Below are 17,540 nucleotides of genomic sequence, written 5' to 3'. Positions count from 1 at the left end.
CTATTGTTTGGTCAGTGAAAGTAATTGTGTCCAAGTATCGTGTTGCGTGGTCATATCAAGCAATGCTAAGCGATGGCGCATAAAGTGCTCAGACAGTGAATGCTTTTGCTCTTGGACGTACTGCTCATAACGATCTCTGGTGGAGTGATCGCTTGTCTTTAGTTCGACTTGATGGCTTTCATTACCGATGACGAGATTCTGGTTCGGGAACTGTTCCTCCAGCGGGTCGGTAATTCGGATACCCACTAGGCTATTTCGACGAGCCAATCTATCAATCATTACGCTCGAATGTCGTGGGTCGTAGTCGCTAAAGTCACTAAAAATAAAACACTGGCTCTCTTTTAATCCAAGATCGACCAAGTGCTTTAATGCTTGCTCTAAATCTGGGGCATTTGGGGACACTATCCAATTTGGGAGTTTGTTTGATTGCTCTACGATTGCAGACAAAAGAGCCATGAGTGCTTTTTCACCACGTCGAAAGGGTAGCGTGACTATGTCACTGTCGGTGAGAAGGACCGCACCGACGCGATCACCATGATGACAAGCTGCACCCGCGGCGATGGCTGCGGCTTCGCAAGCAATGGCAGATTTCATGTGGCCGTCAGAGGCAAAAAACATACGAGTTCTAAGGTCGATGAGCAGAGCGATATTTTTGTCGTTTTCTTCCGCGTAAACGCGCAAATAGGGTTGACCCGTCCGTTGAGTCACTTTCCAGTCAATACAACGAACATCATCACCTGCGTAGTAGTGACGAAGTTCGATAAAATCCAACCCTCTGCCACGTTGCTGACTGCGATGCTTACCTGTGAGAGGCGTTAACTTTTGATAGGGTGGCTGCCATGAAATCTTACGCCCCAGCAATGATAGCTCGGCAAGTCTTTCTGAAGTCGGATAGATACGAAGGTCGACGGTCATAAGGCCTCCTCGCAATTAAGAAAATGCAACGCTATGTAGAAGTCGATCGATGACTTGTTCAGCATCCACGCCGTGATTTTGAGAAGTAAAACTCAAAACGAGACGGTGGCGAAGCACTGAATGAGCCACCGCTCTGACGTTGTCTGGCGTCACGTAATCTTGGCCGTTTAACCATGCGTGAGCACGTGAACATTTGTCTAGTGCGATGGTTGCACGCGGGCTAGCCCCTAACTCAATCCACTGGCTAAGCTGTTCGTCACAGTTCTCTGGGTAGCGAGTCGTATCGATAAGGTCGACAATGTACTGGTCTACATGTTCTGCGACATGAACCTTGTCAATCTGACGACGAGCCTCTAACACTTGTTCGATGGTCATGAGCGGTTCGCTGTCGTTGGAGCCTTGGTTCTCAATGCGCAACAGTTTAAGCATGTTCTTCTCGGCGTCTTTGCTTGGATAATCAATCAAGATCTGCATTAAGAAGCGATCCATCTGTGCTTCCGGTAATGGATAGGTTCCTTCTTGTTCCACCGGGTTTTGTGTGGCGAGAACCATGAAGAGTTCGGGTAATGGGTGTGTTTCGCCTGCTATGGAAACTTGGCTTTCTGCCATCGCTTCAAGCAGCGCTGATTGCACTTTAGCCGGCGCACGGTTGATTTCATCGGCCAGCAAAAGGTGAGTAAATACCGGACCTTTTTTGAATGTCAGTGACTGAGTGTTGCTGTCGTAGACTTCGCTACCAGTGATATCAGTAGGAAGCATATCTGGCGTAAATTGAATCCGATGGATCTGCGAATCCAGTTGCTTGGCCAAAACGGTGACACTGCGAGTCTTGGCAAGTCCAGGCAAGCCTTGTAAGAGAACATGGCCATTCGCAAGCAGGGCAATAATCAGTTGCTCTACAGATTTTTCTTGCCCTAATACTTGTTGGTTTATCTGTTTCTGAAGTTCGATAAATTCTTGCATTGTATTGCCCATATCGTTACCGGTTGCTGCCAAGGATTTGAAGTTAGGATATGAAAAGGGAGCGAACTTGATAACTAGGACTATTACTAAACAGGGTTGAGTTTCGATACTTGGAATAAAGAAAAGGTGTGCCATGCACACCTTTTGAGTTTTCCCAGACTGAAGAAGTTAATTATTTGGCTTCACGGTATGGTAACGAAGACAGTACACGGTCTAAGTTGAATGCAGTTGGCTCTTGACGCAGTGGGAATTCATTAAACGTCTGTAGTAGGCCAGCCACTTCAACTTGGATTGGAACGAAGTGGAACATACGTTCAGCATACCAACGTAGGTATAGACCTGAGTGTTCTGGCGCTTCTTCGTATGGGTCTGCACGTAGGTCAACCAATTCTGGCCAAGTCGAGGCTAGACGCGGAGCAAACCAACTCTCTTCTGTTGGATGGATAAATGTTGCTTTGATTTTACCAACTCGTACCGCTTCTAGGTTGCCGGTTTCAGCAAAGTAGAAAATCTCGTTACGCTCAGTGTCTTCGTTGTTGAACCACGCGTTAGTATGGTCGTAGCCATCAATGTAAACGTCATGTTTTTTCTTGAACGACTCATGAACATCTTTAACACCAGCAATGGTTGCTAGAGTCGTGAACAAGTCTTCGTGAGACTGGATACCGTTGTTACGAGAACCTTCTGGGATGTGACCAGGCCAGCTAACCATAAATGGTACACGTACACCACCTTCAGACGTTAGACCTTTCTCACCTTTGAATGGTGTATTACCACCATCTGGCCAGGACATTTTCTCGGCACCGTTGTCGGTAGTGAAGATGACAACGGTGTTATCACGTTGCCCCGTTTCGTCTAGCTTGTCTAGAATTTCACCCACGTAGTGGTCTAGTTCAGCCATACCATCTGCGTATAAACCGTAGCCGGTCTTACCTTGCCACTCTTCGCTTAGATGTGTCCAGACGTGCATACGTGATGGGTTATACCACATAAAGAATGGGTCATCTGTCTTTGCGAAGTCGTCTAGGTAATCTAGAGCCATGTCAGTTAGTTCACGGTCAATGGTCTCCATGCGTTTCTTAGTGAGAGGTCCCGCTGATTCTGTAGGGCCATCGGCTGTTCCAGTGACAATACCACGAGGACCAAAGCGTTCGAAAAACTCTGGATCTTGCGGGTAATCAGGGTGCTCTGGCTCTTCTTCAGCATTTAGGTGGTAGAGGTTGCCGTAGAAGAAATCAAAACCACGGCGATGAGGCATCATGTGTTCGCGATCCCCCAAGTGGTTTTTACCAAGTTGGACATTGAAGTAACCTTGCTCTTTGAGAACCTCCGCCAGCGTTGGATCGTCTGGGTGAATACCTACTGGAGATCCAGGCAGACCCACATTTAGTAGTCCTGTACGAATAGGAAGCTGGCCAGTTAGGAATGCAGCACGACCCGCAGTAGAGCTTGGTTGGCCATAGTGGTCAGTGAAAAGCATACCTTCATTTGCAATACGGTCGATGTTTGGCGTTTTGTAGCCCATCATGCCTAGGTTGTAGGCTGAGGTGTTTGACCAACCAATGTCGTCTGCCATGATGACGAGTATATTCGGTTTTTCAGAGGTGTTTTTTGCCACTGCTGGTGCAGCAGCAACGGTCGCTAAAGCAGCAGTGCTTAGCACGGTTTTCTTTAGTAAGCTTTTAGAAAAGGTTTTCATAACATGCTCCTGGAATAAGACGAGCACAGTATGTTTTTTTTCCAAAATTAACTGAACTAGGATAATTCCTAAACCCATTAAAGCTGAGCTACTGGCTTTAAAAACTACTAGGCATTTGGCGAATTGCTGTTTATGGTAATGACGTTCATCAATGAAAAGGGGTTTGAAAATGCTCTCTGATTCAATCACGTCAGCATTAATCTCAATGTCTAGCCGGTTATTAAATTCTCCAACAGCACAAATGGAAGAAACCATCATTGAGACTCTCCATGAATGTCGAAATGCTTTAAAAGTCGACCGTGTTTCATGCCTGCCTATTGAACAAACCAGAATGCGTGACTGGCGATTTTATGAGGCTGCGGGAGAAGGTGTCCCCAGAGTTAAATCCGAGCTGCCAGCATCGTTGATATTAGAGTATCGTCGGCATATCCAAGCGGGAGTCGTTGTATCAAGTGATGAGTCTCCAGAACTGCTTGATCTCGCGAGCCACTTACAGGATGAAAAACCGCTGCGTCATATACTGGTTCCGATAACTGCAATGGGGAAACCATGGGGCTTATTGGCCTGTGCAAACTTCAGTGAGGTGGACAGTTATTCCGAAGAGTTTGTCGATGCGGCGACTGTACTGGGCAATATGATTGCATCCAGTATCGAGCGTGTAAGACATTATGAGCAGCTGATAAAAAGTCGCCAAGACGTCGTTGAGAGAAACAAACGTATCATTGGTGAACGAGAAAGAGAACGACAGAATATTGCGCGCGATCTGCATGACGATTTCAGCCAACGCCTCGCTTCTTTGGGGATTGAGCTCAGTCTTGCTTCTAGTATTTGTGATGACGTAACAAGACCTGCGCTCATGAAGTGTGCCAATGAACTCGCATCAATTACCAAAGATGTTCAACATTTGTCTCGTCATCTGCATCCAGTGGTCATCGAAAAAGTGGGGCTTAATACCGCCATCCAATCTCATGCTGAACAAGTTGCCGAACGTTTAGGGTTACACTTATCGATTGAGCTTGATGACGATATCTCTTTTACTAATGATGTTTCATTGCATGTCTATCGCATTATCCAAGAAGCGTTATCCAATATCGTGAAACATGCGAATGCTTCGGCGGTCACCATCACATTGCAGCAGGTTAGTGGTGGCGGGATGGAACTATCTATTCGAGACGACGGCATAGGAATTGCCCAAGAACAAGCATACACACAGTCACCCTCGCTAGGTCTTCAATCCATGGTTGAGCGAGGGGAATTGATTGGCGGGGAATTGGTCATTAAACGCAATGATCCAAAAGCAGGAACTACAGTTAAATTATCAATAACAACAAGTGAGGCATAAATGGCAACCGTCGTAATTGCAGATGATCACCAGATAGTCAGTGAAGGTATTGCCCGCTTAGTGGACTTAACCCACCAAGTTGTAGGGATTGGCGTTGACGCAACAGAGTTACTTCAGCTAGTAAAGAAACATCAGCCCGACTTAATCATTACCGATATTTCTATGCCAGGTATGCAGCTAAATACTACGCTTTCACTGCTTAAGCGGACTTCGCCCAACAGTAAACTGGTTTGCCTATCGATGCATGATGAACCCGAGATCGTTAAGGCAGCGTACCAGTATGGTGCTGACGGATATGTACTTAAACATCAAGCAGGCTTTGAGCTCGCAACGACGATGACCAAGGTACTCGCAGGAGAACGCTACATACCCGATGAGCTGAAAAGTATTATTGAGCAAAAGACAGATTTGACGGCGAGGCAAGTTGATATTCTCAAGCTGTTGGCGCAGGGCCTTTCTGCTAAGAAAGTGGCTTTGGAGCTCAATATTTCTTCTAAAACAGTCGAGTATCATAAATACAAAATGATTGAACAACTTGAACTGGCTAGTGCATCCGAGCTGATTGCCTGGGCGCATAGTCGAAAGCTCATTTAACTTACCTTCCGCTTTCTAATCCATATCTCCTCTCGTTAGGAAATGTCCTAGTGGTCTAATTTAGGCCACCTAAGGATAATTATCCTAAATCCAACGGGAGCGCAGATATGACGATGACATCACCACACCCATTCCACCTATTGGTTAAGCCTGTTGGCTCAAAGTGTAACTTAGACTGTCACTATTGTTACTACTTGAGAAAAGAAGAGCGCTATCAGCCAGGGGCGACAATGCAGATGTCGGATGCTCTTTTGGAAACGTATGTACAGCAATACATCGCAGCCCAGCCAAAACACATTAAGTTTGTCGATTTCAGTTGGCAAGGTGGTGAGCCTGCACTGCGCGGTCTTGAGTTTTACGAAAAAGCGGTCGCTTTACAAAAAAAATATGCTCGCTCAGGGATGACGATCTCCAATACTTTCCAAAGTAATGGAACGTTGATCAATGAGAAATGGGCGAAATTCTTCAAAAAGAACAACTTCTTGATCGGACTTAGCATCGATGGCGATGAACTTAATCACAACTTAGGCCGACCAGACGTGAAAGGAAATGGCAGTTACTCACGTGTCTTACGTGGTCTCGCCATGCTGCAAAAACACAAAGTACAGTTCAACACCCTGACCGTTGTGCATAACGGCAACGCCCACCTTGGTAAGCAGACCTACCAGACGCTAAAAGAGTTAGGGTCTAACGTGATTCAGTTTCAGCCCTGCGTTGAGCACTCCCTCGATCGTCGCGGGGAAAAAGACTGGTCTTTGACTCCACATCAGTGGGGGCACTTTTTGTGTGATGTATTCGAAGAGTGGCGCAAAGAAGACGTGGGAAAAGTACACATTCAGTTTTTTGAGAACACGCTCGGCATTCTTGCGGGTCAACCAAGCCAAATGTGTTTCCATTCGGAAACGTGTGGTCAACAAATGATGCTAGAGCATGATGGCAGCATCTACTCTTGTGATCACTATAGCTATGAGAATCACCGAGTTGGCGATATCGAATCGGTAGATTTAGGCGCTGTAGCATCCGCTTCAAAACAAGTTGAATTTGGATTAAACAAATGGAAATCCCTGCCTAAACAGTGTCGAGAGTGTCATTTCAGACCGATGTGTAATGGCGGTTGCCCAAAAGAACGCACTTCATTTACAGAAGACCTTGAGCCGGGTCTGAATCATCTGTGTTTTGGATACAAAAAATTCTTTGTGCATGCGATGCCTTACTTCGCCGCAATGTTAGAGGCGATCAAGCTAGGACACCCGGCTTCCGTTTATCCGATGTTCGTACAGCGGAGCAAGGCGTAGTTTTGTGTAGGCAATAATTTTCAATCATTAAGGAACGAAGTCAATGAAAAATAAACTCACCACGGCAGCAGGCTGTCCTGTTGCACATAACCAAAATGTAATGACTGCGGGCAAGCGAGGTCCAATGTTGCTGCAGGATGTTTGGTTTTTGGAAAAGCTTGCACATTTTGATCGCGAAGTGATCCCTGAGCGTCGAATGCATGCGAAAGGCTCTGGGGCTTATGGAAAGTTCACGGTAACTAACGATATTACTCAGTACTCGAAGGCGGCCATCTTCTCTGAAATTGGAAAAACAACCCAACTGTTTGCTCGATTTACCACGGTTGCTGGTGAGCGAGGAGCCGCCGATGCTGAGCGTGATATTCGTGGTTTTGCACTTAAGTTTTATACCGAAGAGGGAAACTGGGATTTAGTGGGTAACAACACGCCGGTATTCTTTTTACGAGATCCACTCAAGTTTCCGGACTTGAACCATGCGGTAAAACGCGATCCGCGAACCAATCTTCGCAGCGCAGAGAACAATTGGGATTTTTGGACGTCACTTCCTGAAGCATTTCATCAAGTGACGATTGTGATGAGCGATCGCGGCCTCCCTGCCACTTACCGTCATATGAATGGTTACGGTAGCCACACCTTCAGTATGATTAATTCAGACAACGAACGTGTTTGGGTGAAGTTCCACTTCAAAACACAGCAAGGAATTAAGAACCTGACGGATCAAGAAGCAGAGAAACTGATTGGGCAAGACCGCGAAAGCCACCAACGTGATCTCTACGATAGCATCGAAAATGGAGAGTTCCCGAAATGGACGATGCAAATTCAGGTGATGACGGAGTCAGAAGCGGACGAAGTTGAGTTTAATCCATTCGATCTCACAAAAGTATGGCCTCACGCGCGCTTTCCGCTGATTGAAGTCGGTGAGTTTGAATTAAACCGTAATCCTGAAAACTTCTTTGCCGAGGTTGAGCAATCCGCGTTTAACCCAGCAGCTATCGTACCGGGAATTGGCTTCTCTCCAGACCGCATGTTGCAAGGTCGCTTATTTGCTTACGGTGATGCGCAGCGCTATCGTCTGGGCGTTAATCACCATCAAATTCCAGTGAATGCGCCACGTTGTCCGGTTCACAGTTATCACAGAGATGGGGCAATGCGTGTTGATGGCAATTTTGGTTCAACCAAAGGCTACGAGCCGAACCAGTACGGTGAGTGGGCACAGCAATCCGAGCATGCTGAACCAGCACTAGAGCTAGAAGGTGCTGCGAACCACTGGGATCACCGTGAAGATACGGATTACTTTACGCAAGCGGGTAACCTGTTCCGAATCATGACGCCTAATGAGCAGAAGAGGTTGTTTGAAAACACCGCACGTTCAATTGGTTCTGCATCTAGGAAAGTCCAGTTAAAACATGTTCAACATGCACTTCTCGCCGATCGTCACTACGCGCAAGGTTTAGCTGAATTACTTGGTATTGAAATGACAGAAGTGGAGGTCGGAAATGTCTCTGACAAAAGTACTGTGGAAGTTTGAGGGGTGGTTTTTTAGTTTTCCAGCACCATTAAGCACGACATTCGCACAACCTCTGTATGTGTGATGGTTTAATCTATCTGGTGTCATTTCTAGCGCCTCAACGCTGAGGCGCTAACAGGAAGGTATATATGTTCTTAACCACCATGATTCCTCACTTGGTGCTCGGTGCTACGGTCATAAACTTGGCATTCACAGGCACTTTGCAATTTGAGGGATTCGATCTTTAGAGATTCCAAACTGGAATTAGGTTCTAAGTCAGTTGCCCGACTGATAGTTATGGGGTGATCCAGCATCTCACAAGGTTAGATTTCTTTAAAACTAAAGCCACATTGCCCTCGGTGCTTATTTAGCGTTGAAGTAAGGTAAATGTATGAGGGAGCGCCGGATATCTTCTGATGTACAAGCACTGGCGCTCCTTCATTTTAATACTTAGCGCATTATTAAGCGGCGATGGGTTTCTTTAAAAGCAAACGAAATCCCAACTCATGTTTTTCAACTTTACCTTCTGCAATCGCTTTGCTCATATAGCTACCGACAGTATTTCTGGACATATTAAGTAGTGAAGCGAGAGTGAGAATATTAAGTGGAATAGATCCATCGTAGGTTGCTGCACTGATAGTTTCCATCGCTAGACGAATCTTCAAGTCGGTATTTTTTTCACCGCGCAGGCGAAACATGGTTAGGCAAAAGCGCTGCTTTTTCGCTAAAGATACGTTTACCATTTTTGAAAAGCTACAACAAGAACTCATCAATTCTTGAGCGTCTTTAAAGGGCAAAAGTATAACGGTACTGTCGGTCACGGCTTGTACATCGGACTGCGCGCTTTCACCTAAAATCAACGGCACATCATTGATTAGAATACCTGGCGTAATCAGATCGTACTTTAAGTTAGTACCCTCATCGATCGTGGGATAGAAACCTAATATGCCCTGTAAAGGTATAACGATATCGTTGACGTTCTGATGCTGAAATAATAGGAACTTGCCTTTAGAGATGGTAATGATTGAGGCAAGTTGGACGAGTTGATCGGCAAGCTCATCACTAGTGCGGTATATCTTTTTTAGCATGCTCTGGACTGACATTTTTGGTCTCTCAAAAAAGAATGAGCGCTAGTCCTTAGCAACTTGGGATTGTGATTCTGCCATTATAATAGGGAGCATACGCTGAATACATAAGTCGTTGGTTATATAAAACATAAACGTTGCTTATGCTTTGCATCTTCTTTTAGGATTCGACTTGCTATGGGTGCTTGTTTACATCGCCGTTTGTTAATACCCATTACCATGCACTCAGAGTGCACTTCAGTGTCACTTATTTGATTATGATTTGCATCCCTCAATCCGTGAGTAGCAAACGATGAACAAAAAACTATTGGTAGTCTGCTTGGCTGTGACCTTCTCTTCGCCCACTTTTGCTGGTGGTATCTTACTGCACGAAGTCGCTACCTTTGATAGCGTATCTTCTGCTGGAGTAGGAAATTCATCCAACCGTACCGATGCGAGTGCTGTGATAACTAGCCCAGCAGGTTTAACGATGATCGAGGACAATAGTTTTTCTATTGGTATTCAATATTTAAATGCTGAAACTGTGCATAATGGCAAAATGGGTACCGAGGTTTCTACGCGTGGTACTGCTGACTCTTTCGTGCCTAGTTTGGCTTATGCTCAGCGCGTGAATGACAGTTGGGTATTGGGCGCATCTCTTCATGGTGATGGTGGTTTAGGCTTAAACTACAGCAATGGGCTTATTGGCCTAGGAGCGATAGACGCTATATCTCAGGAAGCACTCAATCTTCAATTGGCAGCAGGTTATCAAGTTAATGAGAGTTTCTCATTGGGTGGAGCGTTGGTTATCCAGCACTTGATGACGTCAATTGATACAAATGGTGCTCCGCAGCTTATTGCGAACGATGGCAATTCTACCGCGGCTAGTTTTGTACTCTCAGCGATGTATGACATTTCAGATTCGACCTTCCTATCAGCAAACTACAAACACCAAGTGAAGCATGACTTAAGTGATATCGGCATAAAGGGAACCGATCTATATCTAGATTCTGCAACTTGGCCTTCTCGTGCGGATTTTGGTCTTCAACATAAAATCTCCGATGAATTGACCTTCAAAGCGATGACGGGTGTTGAATTTTGGTCACAGTTTGATGATGCAGCAAACGACGTTTATAGCTTAGGTACAGCGCTCGAGTACTCTCAAAATGATTGGGTCTACCAAGGTGGTATCCGTTATGACTCTAAAATGTACGACACTGACAATATGACTCCCGCGCTGCCAATCGGTGCCAACTGGTCGGTAGGTCTGGGTGCAGAAAAAGAGCGCTCAAATGGACATCGAATCGGTATTGCATACCAATATCGAAATATAGGCACTCAAGATGTGACTTACTCTGGTCCTTTTGAATTAGTCCCTTATTTTATCGGCAGTGTAGATTCCAATCGCATTCATATCTTAAGTATCAGCTACGCATACTAACTTAGTGAGCTATCCGTACTTGGCCTCTCACTGTTGTGGGAGGCATTTTTATTTTTAATGAGAAAGAAAGTGTTATGAAAAAGAATGGTCTATTTTCATCGATGGTCAGAGCTTTTGGCTTTGTGACGGTCGTCGGTTTGTTGCTAGTAACTGGAGTTTCTGCTGAAGAAAAGCATCATGAAGACCCAACTAAGATTGTGACAAAAATAGGAGCAGGCTATTCTGACTCTGCGTTTGTTTCAGGATCCATTGGCCTTGATGAAGCGAGGATGATCAACGCGCGATACAATGACACCGGAGAGTGGCGCTTGGGCGGGTCATGGTTATTTGATCTAGGTATCCTGAATTTCAATTTTAGTCGCACCGACTATGAAAATGATAGCTATCGCAACAATTACAGTATCGGTACTTATATCCCTCTAAGTTATTTTGATGTTTCGCCAGCAGGGTGGATGCTATTTCCCATGGCGGGCTACAGTTACAACGATGGAAAAATGGCGATGCATTCAGAAGAAGTTGATAACGAATACGTATTGATGCGAAGCCAAAGTCATGGTGGTTATTTGGGAATGTTTGGTGTTCGTCCAATCGATGGTTCGGATTGGAGCGTGCTCGGATTTGCTGGCGGCTCGATTGGTTCGGATAATTACAGCGGTTACTGGGGCGGACTTGGCTTCAGTTACAAGATAAACAAAAATGCATCGTTTAATTTCTTCGGTATGCTTTCTGAAGACGATTATGGAAGCAATAATAAACTTGCTGGTTCAGTCAGTTATGAGTTTTAAGATATTTTAAAGTTCACGAGAACAAAGTAGTTAGAAGACGGTATCTGTTTCTAACTACCTTCACAACTAAATCAATTCTAAAACTCACTATCAACCTGAAACACCAATCGCTCCTTACTATAAGGATATCAAGCTCCAACCGCTCCGCATGCAAATGCAGTCGATCAGCCTTCTCACCATACAACGCGTCGCCAACCATCACCATGTTCAAACGAAGATGATGGGCTAAGTATTCGTCTCAATGTAACTTAACCCTCTATAGCTTTATCCGGAATGTTCTATCAACGATCGCCCAATTGAGGTAAATGAGTAAGGTAATCCATGATCAGACTTGGACTATATTGACGTTTAATTAAAGAAGCCATGAAGTCCATATATGGCGCCACATGGCCGAAAAATGCCTTGTACCCTTCACATAGAAAGTTATGCTGATCACTGCCCATTGGAACTCGATGTTTTGGACAGCCCCCTTGGCAAGCAAACTTATATAGGCACTTTTGACACTTTTCACCAAGGTTAGGCTTTAACTTGTTAAAAGCGATGCGCTTTTCATTTAATTCCAGGCAGGTCTCTAAGTTAGAGATAGAACCAAGCCGATATTCGGGGTAGACAAAATGATCACAATTGTAGATATCACCATTACTTTCCATAATGAGAGAGTCACCGCAGCTTGGTTGCATTACACACATTGAGGGTACATCACCAACCCATGCTGCTAAAGTGCTATCAAAGATCTGAACAAAAACTGTACCAACATCCCGTTTTATCCAGCAGTTGAAAACATCTTTCAAAAATTCCCCGTAGCACTTGCTCGGCACTGACCAGCTCGTTACTTCAGATAATGATTTTGAGCAGGGTACTATCAACTCACCAGTCATCACATGCTTGTGTTCTACAATTGGTATGAATTGAAGATGTTTTACCTTCAAATCTTCAACGAAGTATTGATAGATTTCATTACCATATTTACACGAATAGTCTGTCACCACGCACAAGAGATTAAATTCTACACCGTACTTTTTAAGAAGATGGATTGTTGCAATGACTTGCTTATGAGTTCCTGAACTACCAGACTTGTTCTTACGGTATCTATCATGAATATGTTCAGGTCCATCACAAGATAAACCAACAAGGAAGTTGTGTTCTTTAAGGAACATTGCCCAGCTTTCATTAATTATTAGGCCATTTGTTTGCAGACTATTTCTAATCACTTTATTGACAGAGTATTGATTCTGTATCTCAACCACTCTTTTAAAGAATTCTAGTCCAGCGAGCGTAGGTTCTCCTCCTTGCCAAGTAAACTCGACCGTATTGGATGGAGTTTGTTCTATATAGTTCTTTATATATACCCTGAGTGTTTCGTCGGTCATCAATTTATTACAATTAGATAGGGTTGTTTCACCTTTTTGTAAATAAAAACAATAGTCACAAGATATATTGCAAATGTGACTTGTTGGTTTTGCCATAATATGTATATTTTTATTCACAAACTCTTACCTTCAATGCTAACGATAGTATTTGCTATAAAGAGGGACTCAATCCGTAAATCAGTCCCTCTGTTTTTTATTTGATTGATTTATTACTTGCCGAAGTTATGATTTCTGTTCGTTGGAAGTTCTGGCTTAGCAAGTGACTGGGGCAAGCTGTGATCCCACTCATCAAACTTGGCTTGTAACTCTTCCTTCTTTTCTGGGTAACGAGCAGAGAGATCACTGCGTTCATACATGTCAGAGGAAAGATTGAATAACTCCGCTTCCCCAGTTTGCTCATAAGTATTGTACGCAAGCTTCCAATCTCCGATTCGAATCGCGTAATCGTCAGCCCTGCGCCAGTACATTGTGTCGTGGGGGCGCTCGCCATTTCGCTCGCCATTAACAAAAGGTACAAGGTCCACACCATCAAATTCATGACCCTTAGGTGGGTTCTCAATACCAAGATATGTCGTCACCGTTTTTGCTACATCAAGCGTACTTACCGGGAGATCGTAGGTTATATTGGCAGGTACAACATTTGGCCAACTCATGATATACGGTACACGAATACCACCTTCATAGTTGGTTCCTTTATAACCTCGCAAGCCTCCTGTGTTCGATAAATTGGAGTCTCTTTCCAATGCCTTTGGGTTTGGACGAGGGGAACCATTATCGCTAATAACAAATATAGCGGTATTCTCTAGTTTGCCTTGCTCTTCGAGTGAATCAACAATTTGGCCAATTCCCTCATCTAGAGCGAGTACCATCCCCCCAAACTTTCTGCGATTTTCTTCCTCGATATGATCCATTTTATCGATATAAGGTTGAGGTACTTCCCAAGGGTAGTGAACGGCATTGTAGGCAACATAAAGGAAGAATGGTTGGTCATCTTTACTTGTTTCAATAAAGTTCACTGCTTCTTGGCTAAATACTTCAGTCGTATAGCCTTCAAATTCAACCATTTCCGTGTTTCTAAAGATTGGCCAGTATTCATGGTTGTCACCAAATTCAAAGCCACTTTTGTAGTAGGAGTGTGAGCCATTAAGGAAACCATAGAAATAATCGAACCCTCGGTTGTTCGGGCGCTTTTCTTCCGCTAAGCCAACATGCCATTTACCGATTGCACCGGTGCGATAGCCTTGCTCTTTGAGAATTTCCTGGAGCATAGGTTGTGAAAGTGGAATACCGGCTCTGTTGCCTTCTTTAGTGGGGTAGTGGTCTTCGGGAATATTCTCGGCACTACCTAAGCGCTGTTGGTAAACTCCGGTTAAGAGTCCTGCTCTTGACGGACCACAAATGGAAGAAGTCACATAGCCTTGAGTGAAATTAACCCCATTCGCAGCAATTTTGTCCATGTTTGGTGTTCTTAGGTCAGTAGCCCCAAGGAAACCGGGATCTCCCCAACCTAAATCATCAACGAAAATTAGTACTACATTGGGTTTTTCGACAGCTACTTCTGCTTGGACTGGCATAGAAATAGTGGATAAAAGTAGTGGTGTTGCTACTACACCCATTATAGACTTTGTTAGCTTTGAATATTTGTGTTTCCCATATTCCATTAGTTTAAATTCCCCAGAATTGTTTAAGTTTGTTGCTTTTAGTGCAAAGTTTCTAGCTTGGTACTGCTGTTTGGTCGTTTGAACTTTTCCAATTGACTCTAAAGTTCATTTTTAATCAATAACGATTAATGAAATAAACATTAATATATTAGAGTTAATTAGGTATCTAGATAATCAATAGGGTAAGCATTTAGTTAGAAGTTCACATTGGCACGGAAAAATAACTTATTGGTATCGTTTACCGCACCCTTGTATTCAGTAACGAGCTCGATGTTTTTGTTTAAGTGGTATGCCAGTCCAAGAGTAAACCATTTGTCGTTCTCTGGTATTTGGCATGTGCTTTTGTTCGTGTTGACTTCGTTGTAGGTGGTAGCAACGTTTAGGTTTTGAGTGAAGTCATAAGCAACACCCAACGCGTATCCATCCGTTTTGCAACTCTCTTTTGCTGCATTATCTGTTTGGTGCTTAGCAATGGAATACTTGGCTGCTGTTGTTAATTGGTTCGCACGCCAAATAACACCGACGGTGCCCGCTTTTTTGTCATTCTCATCATAGTCTACGATGACGTCCTCACCATATGAGTTCGTTTTGCGTATATCAGCATAAGCACCGCCAAAGACAAATTGCCCAAGTGTGATTGAGCCTCCGAGGCCCCAAGAGTTAGTTTCTCTATCGTAGGAACCACCAATATCAAAATTGTCATAGGCATACATATGGTTCCAAATGTTTTCTTTACATGCCAATTCGTCCATTTCGGCTTCTAGACCATGCTCTTTTGCTATGTCACCAAATCCTATATAGGCGTCGACGGTTCCACATTGTTTACCATAGGTAGTGATACCGAGATCCGACCTAACACCAAATTGGAAGCGATCGACGTCGGTGTTTGAGTTACCAAAAGCAGGTCCGTCAAACGTATCAACGCCCCCCCAACCGTATCTAGCTTCACCACCGATTAAAAATGAGAAGTACTCACTCAACATAAATTCGAAGTCTGCACCCATCTTAAAAAGGTTCCACCAGGCAACATTACCAATGTCATCGTTGAAGAGGAGGTCACCGCCGAGTCGTGCACTGGCATAGGCGGAACCTTTGACCACACCTTCGTCTAGCAAAGGGTAGTAATTGTTAGGTAGTGGTGCTGTGGACGACAGGTCTGATAAGTCGCCTTCTATAGATGTGATTTCACTTGGTGTCATTGGAACATTTGTTTGATTGTTCTCCTCTGCGATAGTAAGTGGAGAAACAATAAGATAGATAGGAATAATGCTTAAGAACTTCAGTTTCATGCTCGACCTGTACGTTAATGGTTGTTGATATGTTCGCACTAAAGGTTAATGACATGTGGTTGGTGTTAGATATACACAATGTATCGAAATAAGATTTATAAGGAGAAAATATTATTTCATTTTCGATTGTTTCGATTTTAATTGAAACTGATGTGATAAAAGTCGAGGTTAAAGTTTCAGTCTTTTTTGTAAATGCAATATAAGAATTAATTGGAAACGAACAGCAATGCTTTGTAACACTGGTTTATTGTTTTAAATATATTGACGGGGTGTGTTTTATATAGTTGCTCTTTGAATGTGATCTTGATCGATGTATTAATTATCGCAAATCGAAAAAGTCGAAACGATCACGAATTTATTCGATTCTACCCCGTACAATTGCGCCATCAACATTGAGTGAAAACTAACTAAGAATAACAATCCCAGACGGTAAGATTAGTCATAACTGAGAGATTTCTAAATGGCCAGTGTAACGCTAGAAAGAATTAATAAAGTTTATGAGAATGGATTTCACGCGATTCATGACGTATCCATCGACATTGAAGATGGTGAGTTCATGGTGTTGGTAGGTCCATCTGGGTGCGCTAAATCCACGATGCTGAGAATGGTTGCTGGGCTTGAGGAGATCAGCGATGGGAACCTTTCTATTGGTGGCACTGTGTGTAATGACCTCGCTCCAAAAGATCGTGGTATCGCCATGGTATTCCAAAACTATGCTTTGTACCCTCATATGACGGCATATGAAAATATGGCATTTGGTCTTGAGACCGCGAGGAAGCCAAAGGATGAAATTGAAAGACGAGTAAAAGAGGCAGCTCAGCTTCTTGAAATCTCAGAGCTCTTAGACCGTAAGCCTAGTCAAATGTCGGGAGGGCAGTGTCAACGAGTTGCCGTTGGCCGAGCTATGGTTCGAAAGCCAGAAGTGTTCTTATTTGATGAGCCGCTATCTAACCTAGATGCTAAGCTTCGTGTCGCTATGCGTATGAGGATTACAAAGCTGCATCAACAGTTAAAAGACAGTGGCCGACCAGCAACGATGATCTACGTAACACATGATCAGGTTGAAGCCATGACGATGGGTGATCGAGTATGCATTTTAAATCGCGGTCGAGTGATGCAGATTGATAGCCCAATGAAACTTTATCACAACCCTAAGAATAGATTCGTTGCCGAATTTATAGGCTCGCCGGCAATGAATGTTATTGAAGGCGCACTAAGCTTTGACTCTGGTAAATGTTACTTCACTCATAGTGGTTATGCTATCGCGCTAGATGCAAGAGCTGAGAAAGTTTTGCAACCGGCAGTAGATAGTAATCAAGGTGTCGCTTTTGGTATTAGACCAGAAGATATCTATTTATCAGAAGCGAAATCTGAGACACACCAATACCCTGCAGAAATTAAAGCGATAGAACGACTAGGTTCAGAGTTGCTTTATCACATTGAAGTGTTCGGAGAAGAAATCGTTTGTAAGATGCCATTCTCTACAAACGAGTTCAATGTGGAAGATAGAGTGTTTGTTTATTTTGATGTGGAAAAAAGCCACTTATTTAAAAATGATGACATTGAAAACGAAAACCTATACTTCCAACAAAACAAAGATCTACTAGAGAGTTAA

At 43.8% G+C, this 17,540-nt stretch carries 14 protein-coding genes; 7 read left to right on the top strand and 7 right to left on the bottom strand.

The annotated features are described in order from the left end of the window. From ACVA6Q_RS12945 to ACVA6Q_RS12935, 3 genes are all read right to left on the bottom strand, one after another. Positions 1-915, bottom strand: a complete 915-nt coding sequence (locus ACVA6Q_RS12945; protein ID WP_446647799.1) for a DUF58 domain-containing protein — start codon at positions 913-915, stop codon at positions 1-3. A 15-nt stretch (positions 916-930) separates the two neighbouring features. Next, positions 931-1,890: an AAA family ATPase gene (locus ACVA6Q_RS12940; RefSeq protein ID WP_446647798.1), complete on the bottom strand. Its 960-nt coding sequence runs from the start codon at positions 1,888-1,890 to the stop codon at positions 931-933. Positions 1,891-2,050: 160 nt separating this feature from the next. Further along, the gene (locus ACVA6Q_RS12935) at positions 2,051-3,577 is read right to left on the bottom strand and encodes an arylsulfatase (RefSeq protein WP_446647797.1); all 1,527 of its coding nucleotides are present in this window, start codon (positions 3,575-3,577) and stop codon (positions 2,051-2,053) included. Between the two features lie 169 nt (positions 3,578-3,746). Between ACVA6Q_RS12935 and ACVA6Q_RS12930 the strand changes: the two genes are divergently transcribed. The 4 genes from ACVA6Q_RS12930 to ACVA6Q_RS12915 all read left to right on the top strand — a co-directional run bounded on the left by ACVA6Q_RS12930 (position 3,747) and on the right by ACVA6Q_RS12915 (position 8,336). Beyond that, positions 3,747-4,919 carry a GAF domain-containing sensor histidine kinase gene (locus tag ACVA6Q_RS12930; RefSeq protein WP_446647796.1) on the top strand — a complete coding sequence of 391 codons (1,173 nt, stop codon included), beginning with the start codon at positions 3,747-3,749 and terminating at the stop codon, positions 4,917-4,919. Then, positions 4,920-5,513, top strand: coding sequence for a response regulator (locus tag ACVA6Q_RS12925; RefSeq protein ID WP_446647795.1), 594 nt, complete (start codon positions 4,920-4,922; stop codon positions 5,511-5,513). It begins immediately after the preceding gene. A gap of 107 nt (positions 5,514-5,620) precedes the next feature. Further along, the gene (locus ACVA6Q_RS12920; RefSeq protein WP_446647794.1) at positions 5,621-6,808 is read left to right on the top strand and encodes an anaerobic sulfatase maturase; all 1,188 of its coding nucleotides are present in this window, start codon (positions 5,621-5,623) and stop codon (positions 6,806-6,808) included. Positions 6,809-6,851: 43 nt separating this feature from the next. Beyond that, positions 6,852-8,336, top strand: a complete 1,485-nt coding sequence (locus tag ACVA6Q_RS12915; RefSeq protein ID WP_446647793.1) for a catalase — start codon at positions 6,852-6,854, stop codon at positions 8,334-8,336. A 440-nt stretch (positions 8,337-8,776) separates the two neighbouring features. Here the strand turns inward: ACVA6Q_RS12915 and ACVA6Q_RS12910 are convergent, their stop codons facing one another. After that, positions 8,777-9,418 (bottom strand): Crp/Fnr family transcriptional regulator, encoded by a 642-nt coding sequence (locus ACVA6Q_RS12910; RefSeq protein ID WP_446647792.1) that lies wholly within the window; start codon positions 9,416-9,418, stop codon positions 8,777-8,779. Positions 9,419-9,692: 274 nt separating this feature from the next. Between ACVA6Q_RS12910 and ACVA6Q_RS12905 the strand changes: the two genes are divergently transcribed. Both ACVA6Q_RS12905 and ACVA6Q_RS12900 read left to right on the top strand, forming a co-directional pair. Next, positions 9,693-10,820 (top strand): OmpP1/FadL family transporter, encoded by a 1,128-nt coding sequence (locus tag ACVA6Q_RS12905; RefSeq protein ID WP_446647791.1) that lies wholly within the window; start codon positions 9,693-9,695, stop codon positions 10,818-10,820. Positions 10,821-10,921: 101 nt separating this feature from the next. After that, the gene (locus ACVA6Q_RS12900; RefSeq protein WP_446647898.1) at positions 10,922-11,605 is read left to right on the top strand and encodes a hypothetical protein; all 684 of its coding nucleotides are present in this window, start codon (positions 10,922-10,924) and stop codon (positions 11,603-11,605) included. A gap of 281 nt (positions 11,606-11,886) precedes the next feature. On the opposite strand, the gene ACVA6Q_RS12895 is transcribed toward ACVA6Q_RS12900, so the two are convergent. The 3 genes from ACVA6Q_RS12895 to ACVA6Q_RS12885 form a co-directional block, all read right to left on the bottom strand. After that, positions 11,887-13,092 carry an anaerobic sulfatase maturase gene (locus ACVA6Q_RS12895; protein ID WP_446647790.1) on the bottom strand — a complete coding sequence of 402 codons (1,206 nt, stop codon included), beginning with the start codon at positions 13,090-13,092 and terminating at the stop codon, positions 11,887-11,889. Between the two features lie 92 nt (positions 13,093-13,184). Continuing rightward, positions 13,185-14,591 (bottom strand): sulfatase family protein, encoded by a 1,407-nt coding sequence (locus ACVA6Q_RS12890; RefSeq protein ID WP_353496531.1) that lies wholly within the window; start codon positions 14,589-14,591, stop codon positions 13,185-13,187. 239 nt (positions 14,592-14,830) lie between these two features. After that, positions 14,831-15,925, bottom strand: a complete 1,095-nt coding sequence (locus tag ACVA6Q_RS12885) for a porin (RefSeq protein ID WP_446647789.1) — start codon at positions 15,923-15,925, stop codon at positions 14,831-14,833. Positions 15,926-16,385: 460 nt separating this feature from the next. On the opposite strand from ACVA6Q_RS12885, the gene ACVA6Q_RS12880 reads away from it, so the two are divergent. Next, complete coding sequence (locus tag ACVA6Q_RS12880; protein ID WP_446647788.1) at positions 16,386-17,540, top strand: ABC transporter ATP-binding protein; 1,155 nt, start codon at positions 16,386-16,388, stop codon at positions 17,538-17,540.

It is taken from the genome of Vibrio sp. DNB22_10_4 (assembly GCF_052879755.1).
The sequence above is the reverse complement of the archived record's forward strand: the minus strand, read 5'-3'. Positions and strand labels throughout refer to the sequence as shown.

What these genes read in the sequence shown, in the direction of transcription:
- ACVA6Q_RS12945 (WP_446647799.1), bottom strand. Translation starts at nt 915, where the DNA reads ATGACCGTCGACCTTCGTATCTATCCGACTTCAGAAAGACTTGCCGAG.
- ACVA6Q_RS12940 (WP_446647798.1), bottom strand. Translation starts at nt 1,890, where the DNA reads ATGGGCAATACAATGCAAGAATTTATCGAACTTCAGAAACAGATAAAC.
- ACVA6Q_RS12935 (WP_446647797.1), bottom strand. Translation starts at nt 3,577, where the DNA reads ATGAAAACCTTTTCTAAAAGCTTACTAAAGAAAACCGTGCTAAGCACT.
- ACVA6Q_RS12930 (WP_446647796.1), top strand. Translation starts at nt 3,747, where the DNA reads ATGCTCTCTGATTCAATCACGTCAGCATTAATCTCAATGTCTAGCCGG.
- ACVA6Q_RS12925 (WP_446647795.1), top strand. Translation starts at nt 4,920, where the DNA reads ATGGCAACCGTCGTAATTGCAGATGATCACCAGATAGTCAGTGAAGGT.
- ACVA6Q_RS12920 (WP_446647794.1), top strand. Translation starts at nt 5,621, where the DNA reads ATGACGATGACATCACCACACCCATTCCACCTATTGGTTAAGCCTGTT.
- ACVA6Q_RS12915 (WP_446647793.1), top strand. Translation starts at nt 6,852, where the DNA reads ATGAAAAATAAACTCACCACGGCAGCAGGCTGTCCTGTTGCACATAAC.
- ACVA6Q_RS12910 (WP_446647792.1), bottom strand. Translation starts at nt 9,418, where the DNA reads ATGTCAGTCCAGAGCATGCTAAAAAAGATATACCGCACTAGTGATGAG.
- ACVA6Q_RS12905 (WP_446647791.1), top strand. Translation starts at nt 9,693, where the DNA reads ATGAACAAAAAACTATTGGTAGTCTGCTTGGCTGTGACCTTCTCTTCG.
- ACVA6Q_RS12900 (WP_446647898.1), top strand. Translation starts at nt 10,922, where the DNA reads ATGGTCAGAGCTTTTGGCTTTGTGACGGTCGTCGGTTTGTTGCTAGTA.
- ACVA6Q_RS12890 (WP_353496531.1), bottom strand. Translation starts at nt 14,591, where the DNA reads ATGGGTGTAGTAGCAACACCACTACTTTTATCCACTATTTCTATGCCA.
- ACVA6Q_RS12885 (WP_446647789.1), bottom strand. Translation starts at nt 15,925, where the DNA reads ATGAAACTGAAGTTCTTAAGCATTATTCCTATCTATCTTATTGTTTCT.
- ACVA6Q_RS12880 (WP_446647788.1), top strand. Translation starts at nt 16,386, where the DNA reads ATGGCCAGTGTAACGCTAGAAAGAATTAATAAAGTTTATGAGAATGGA.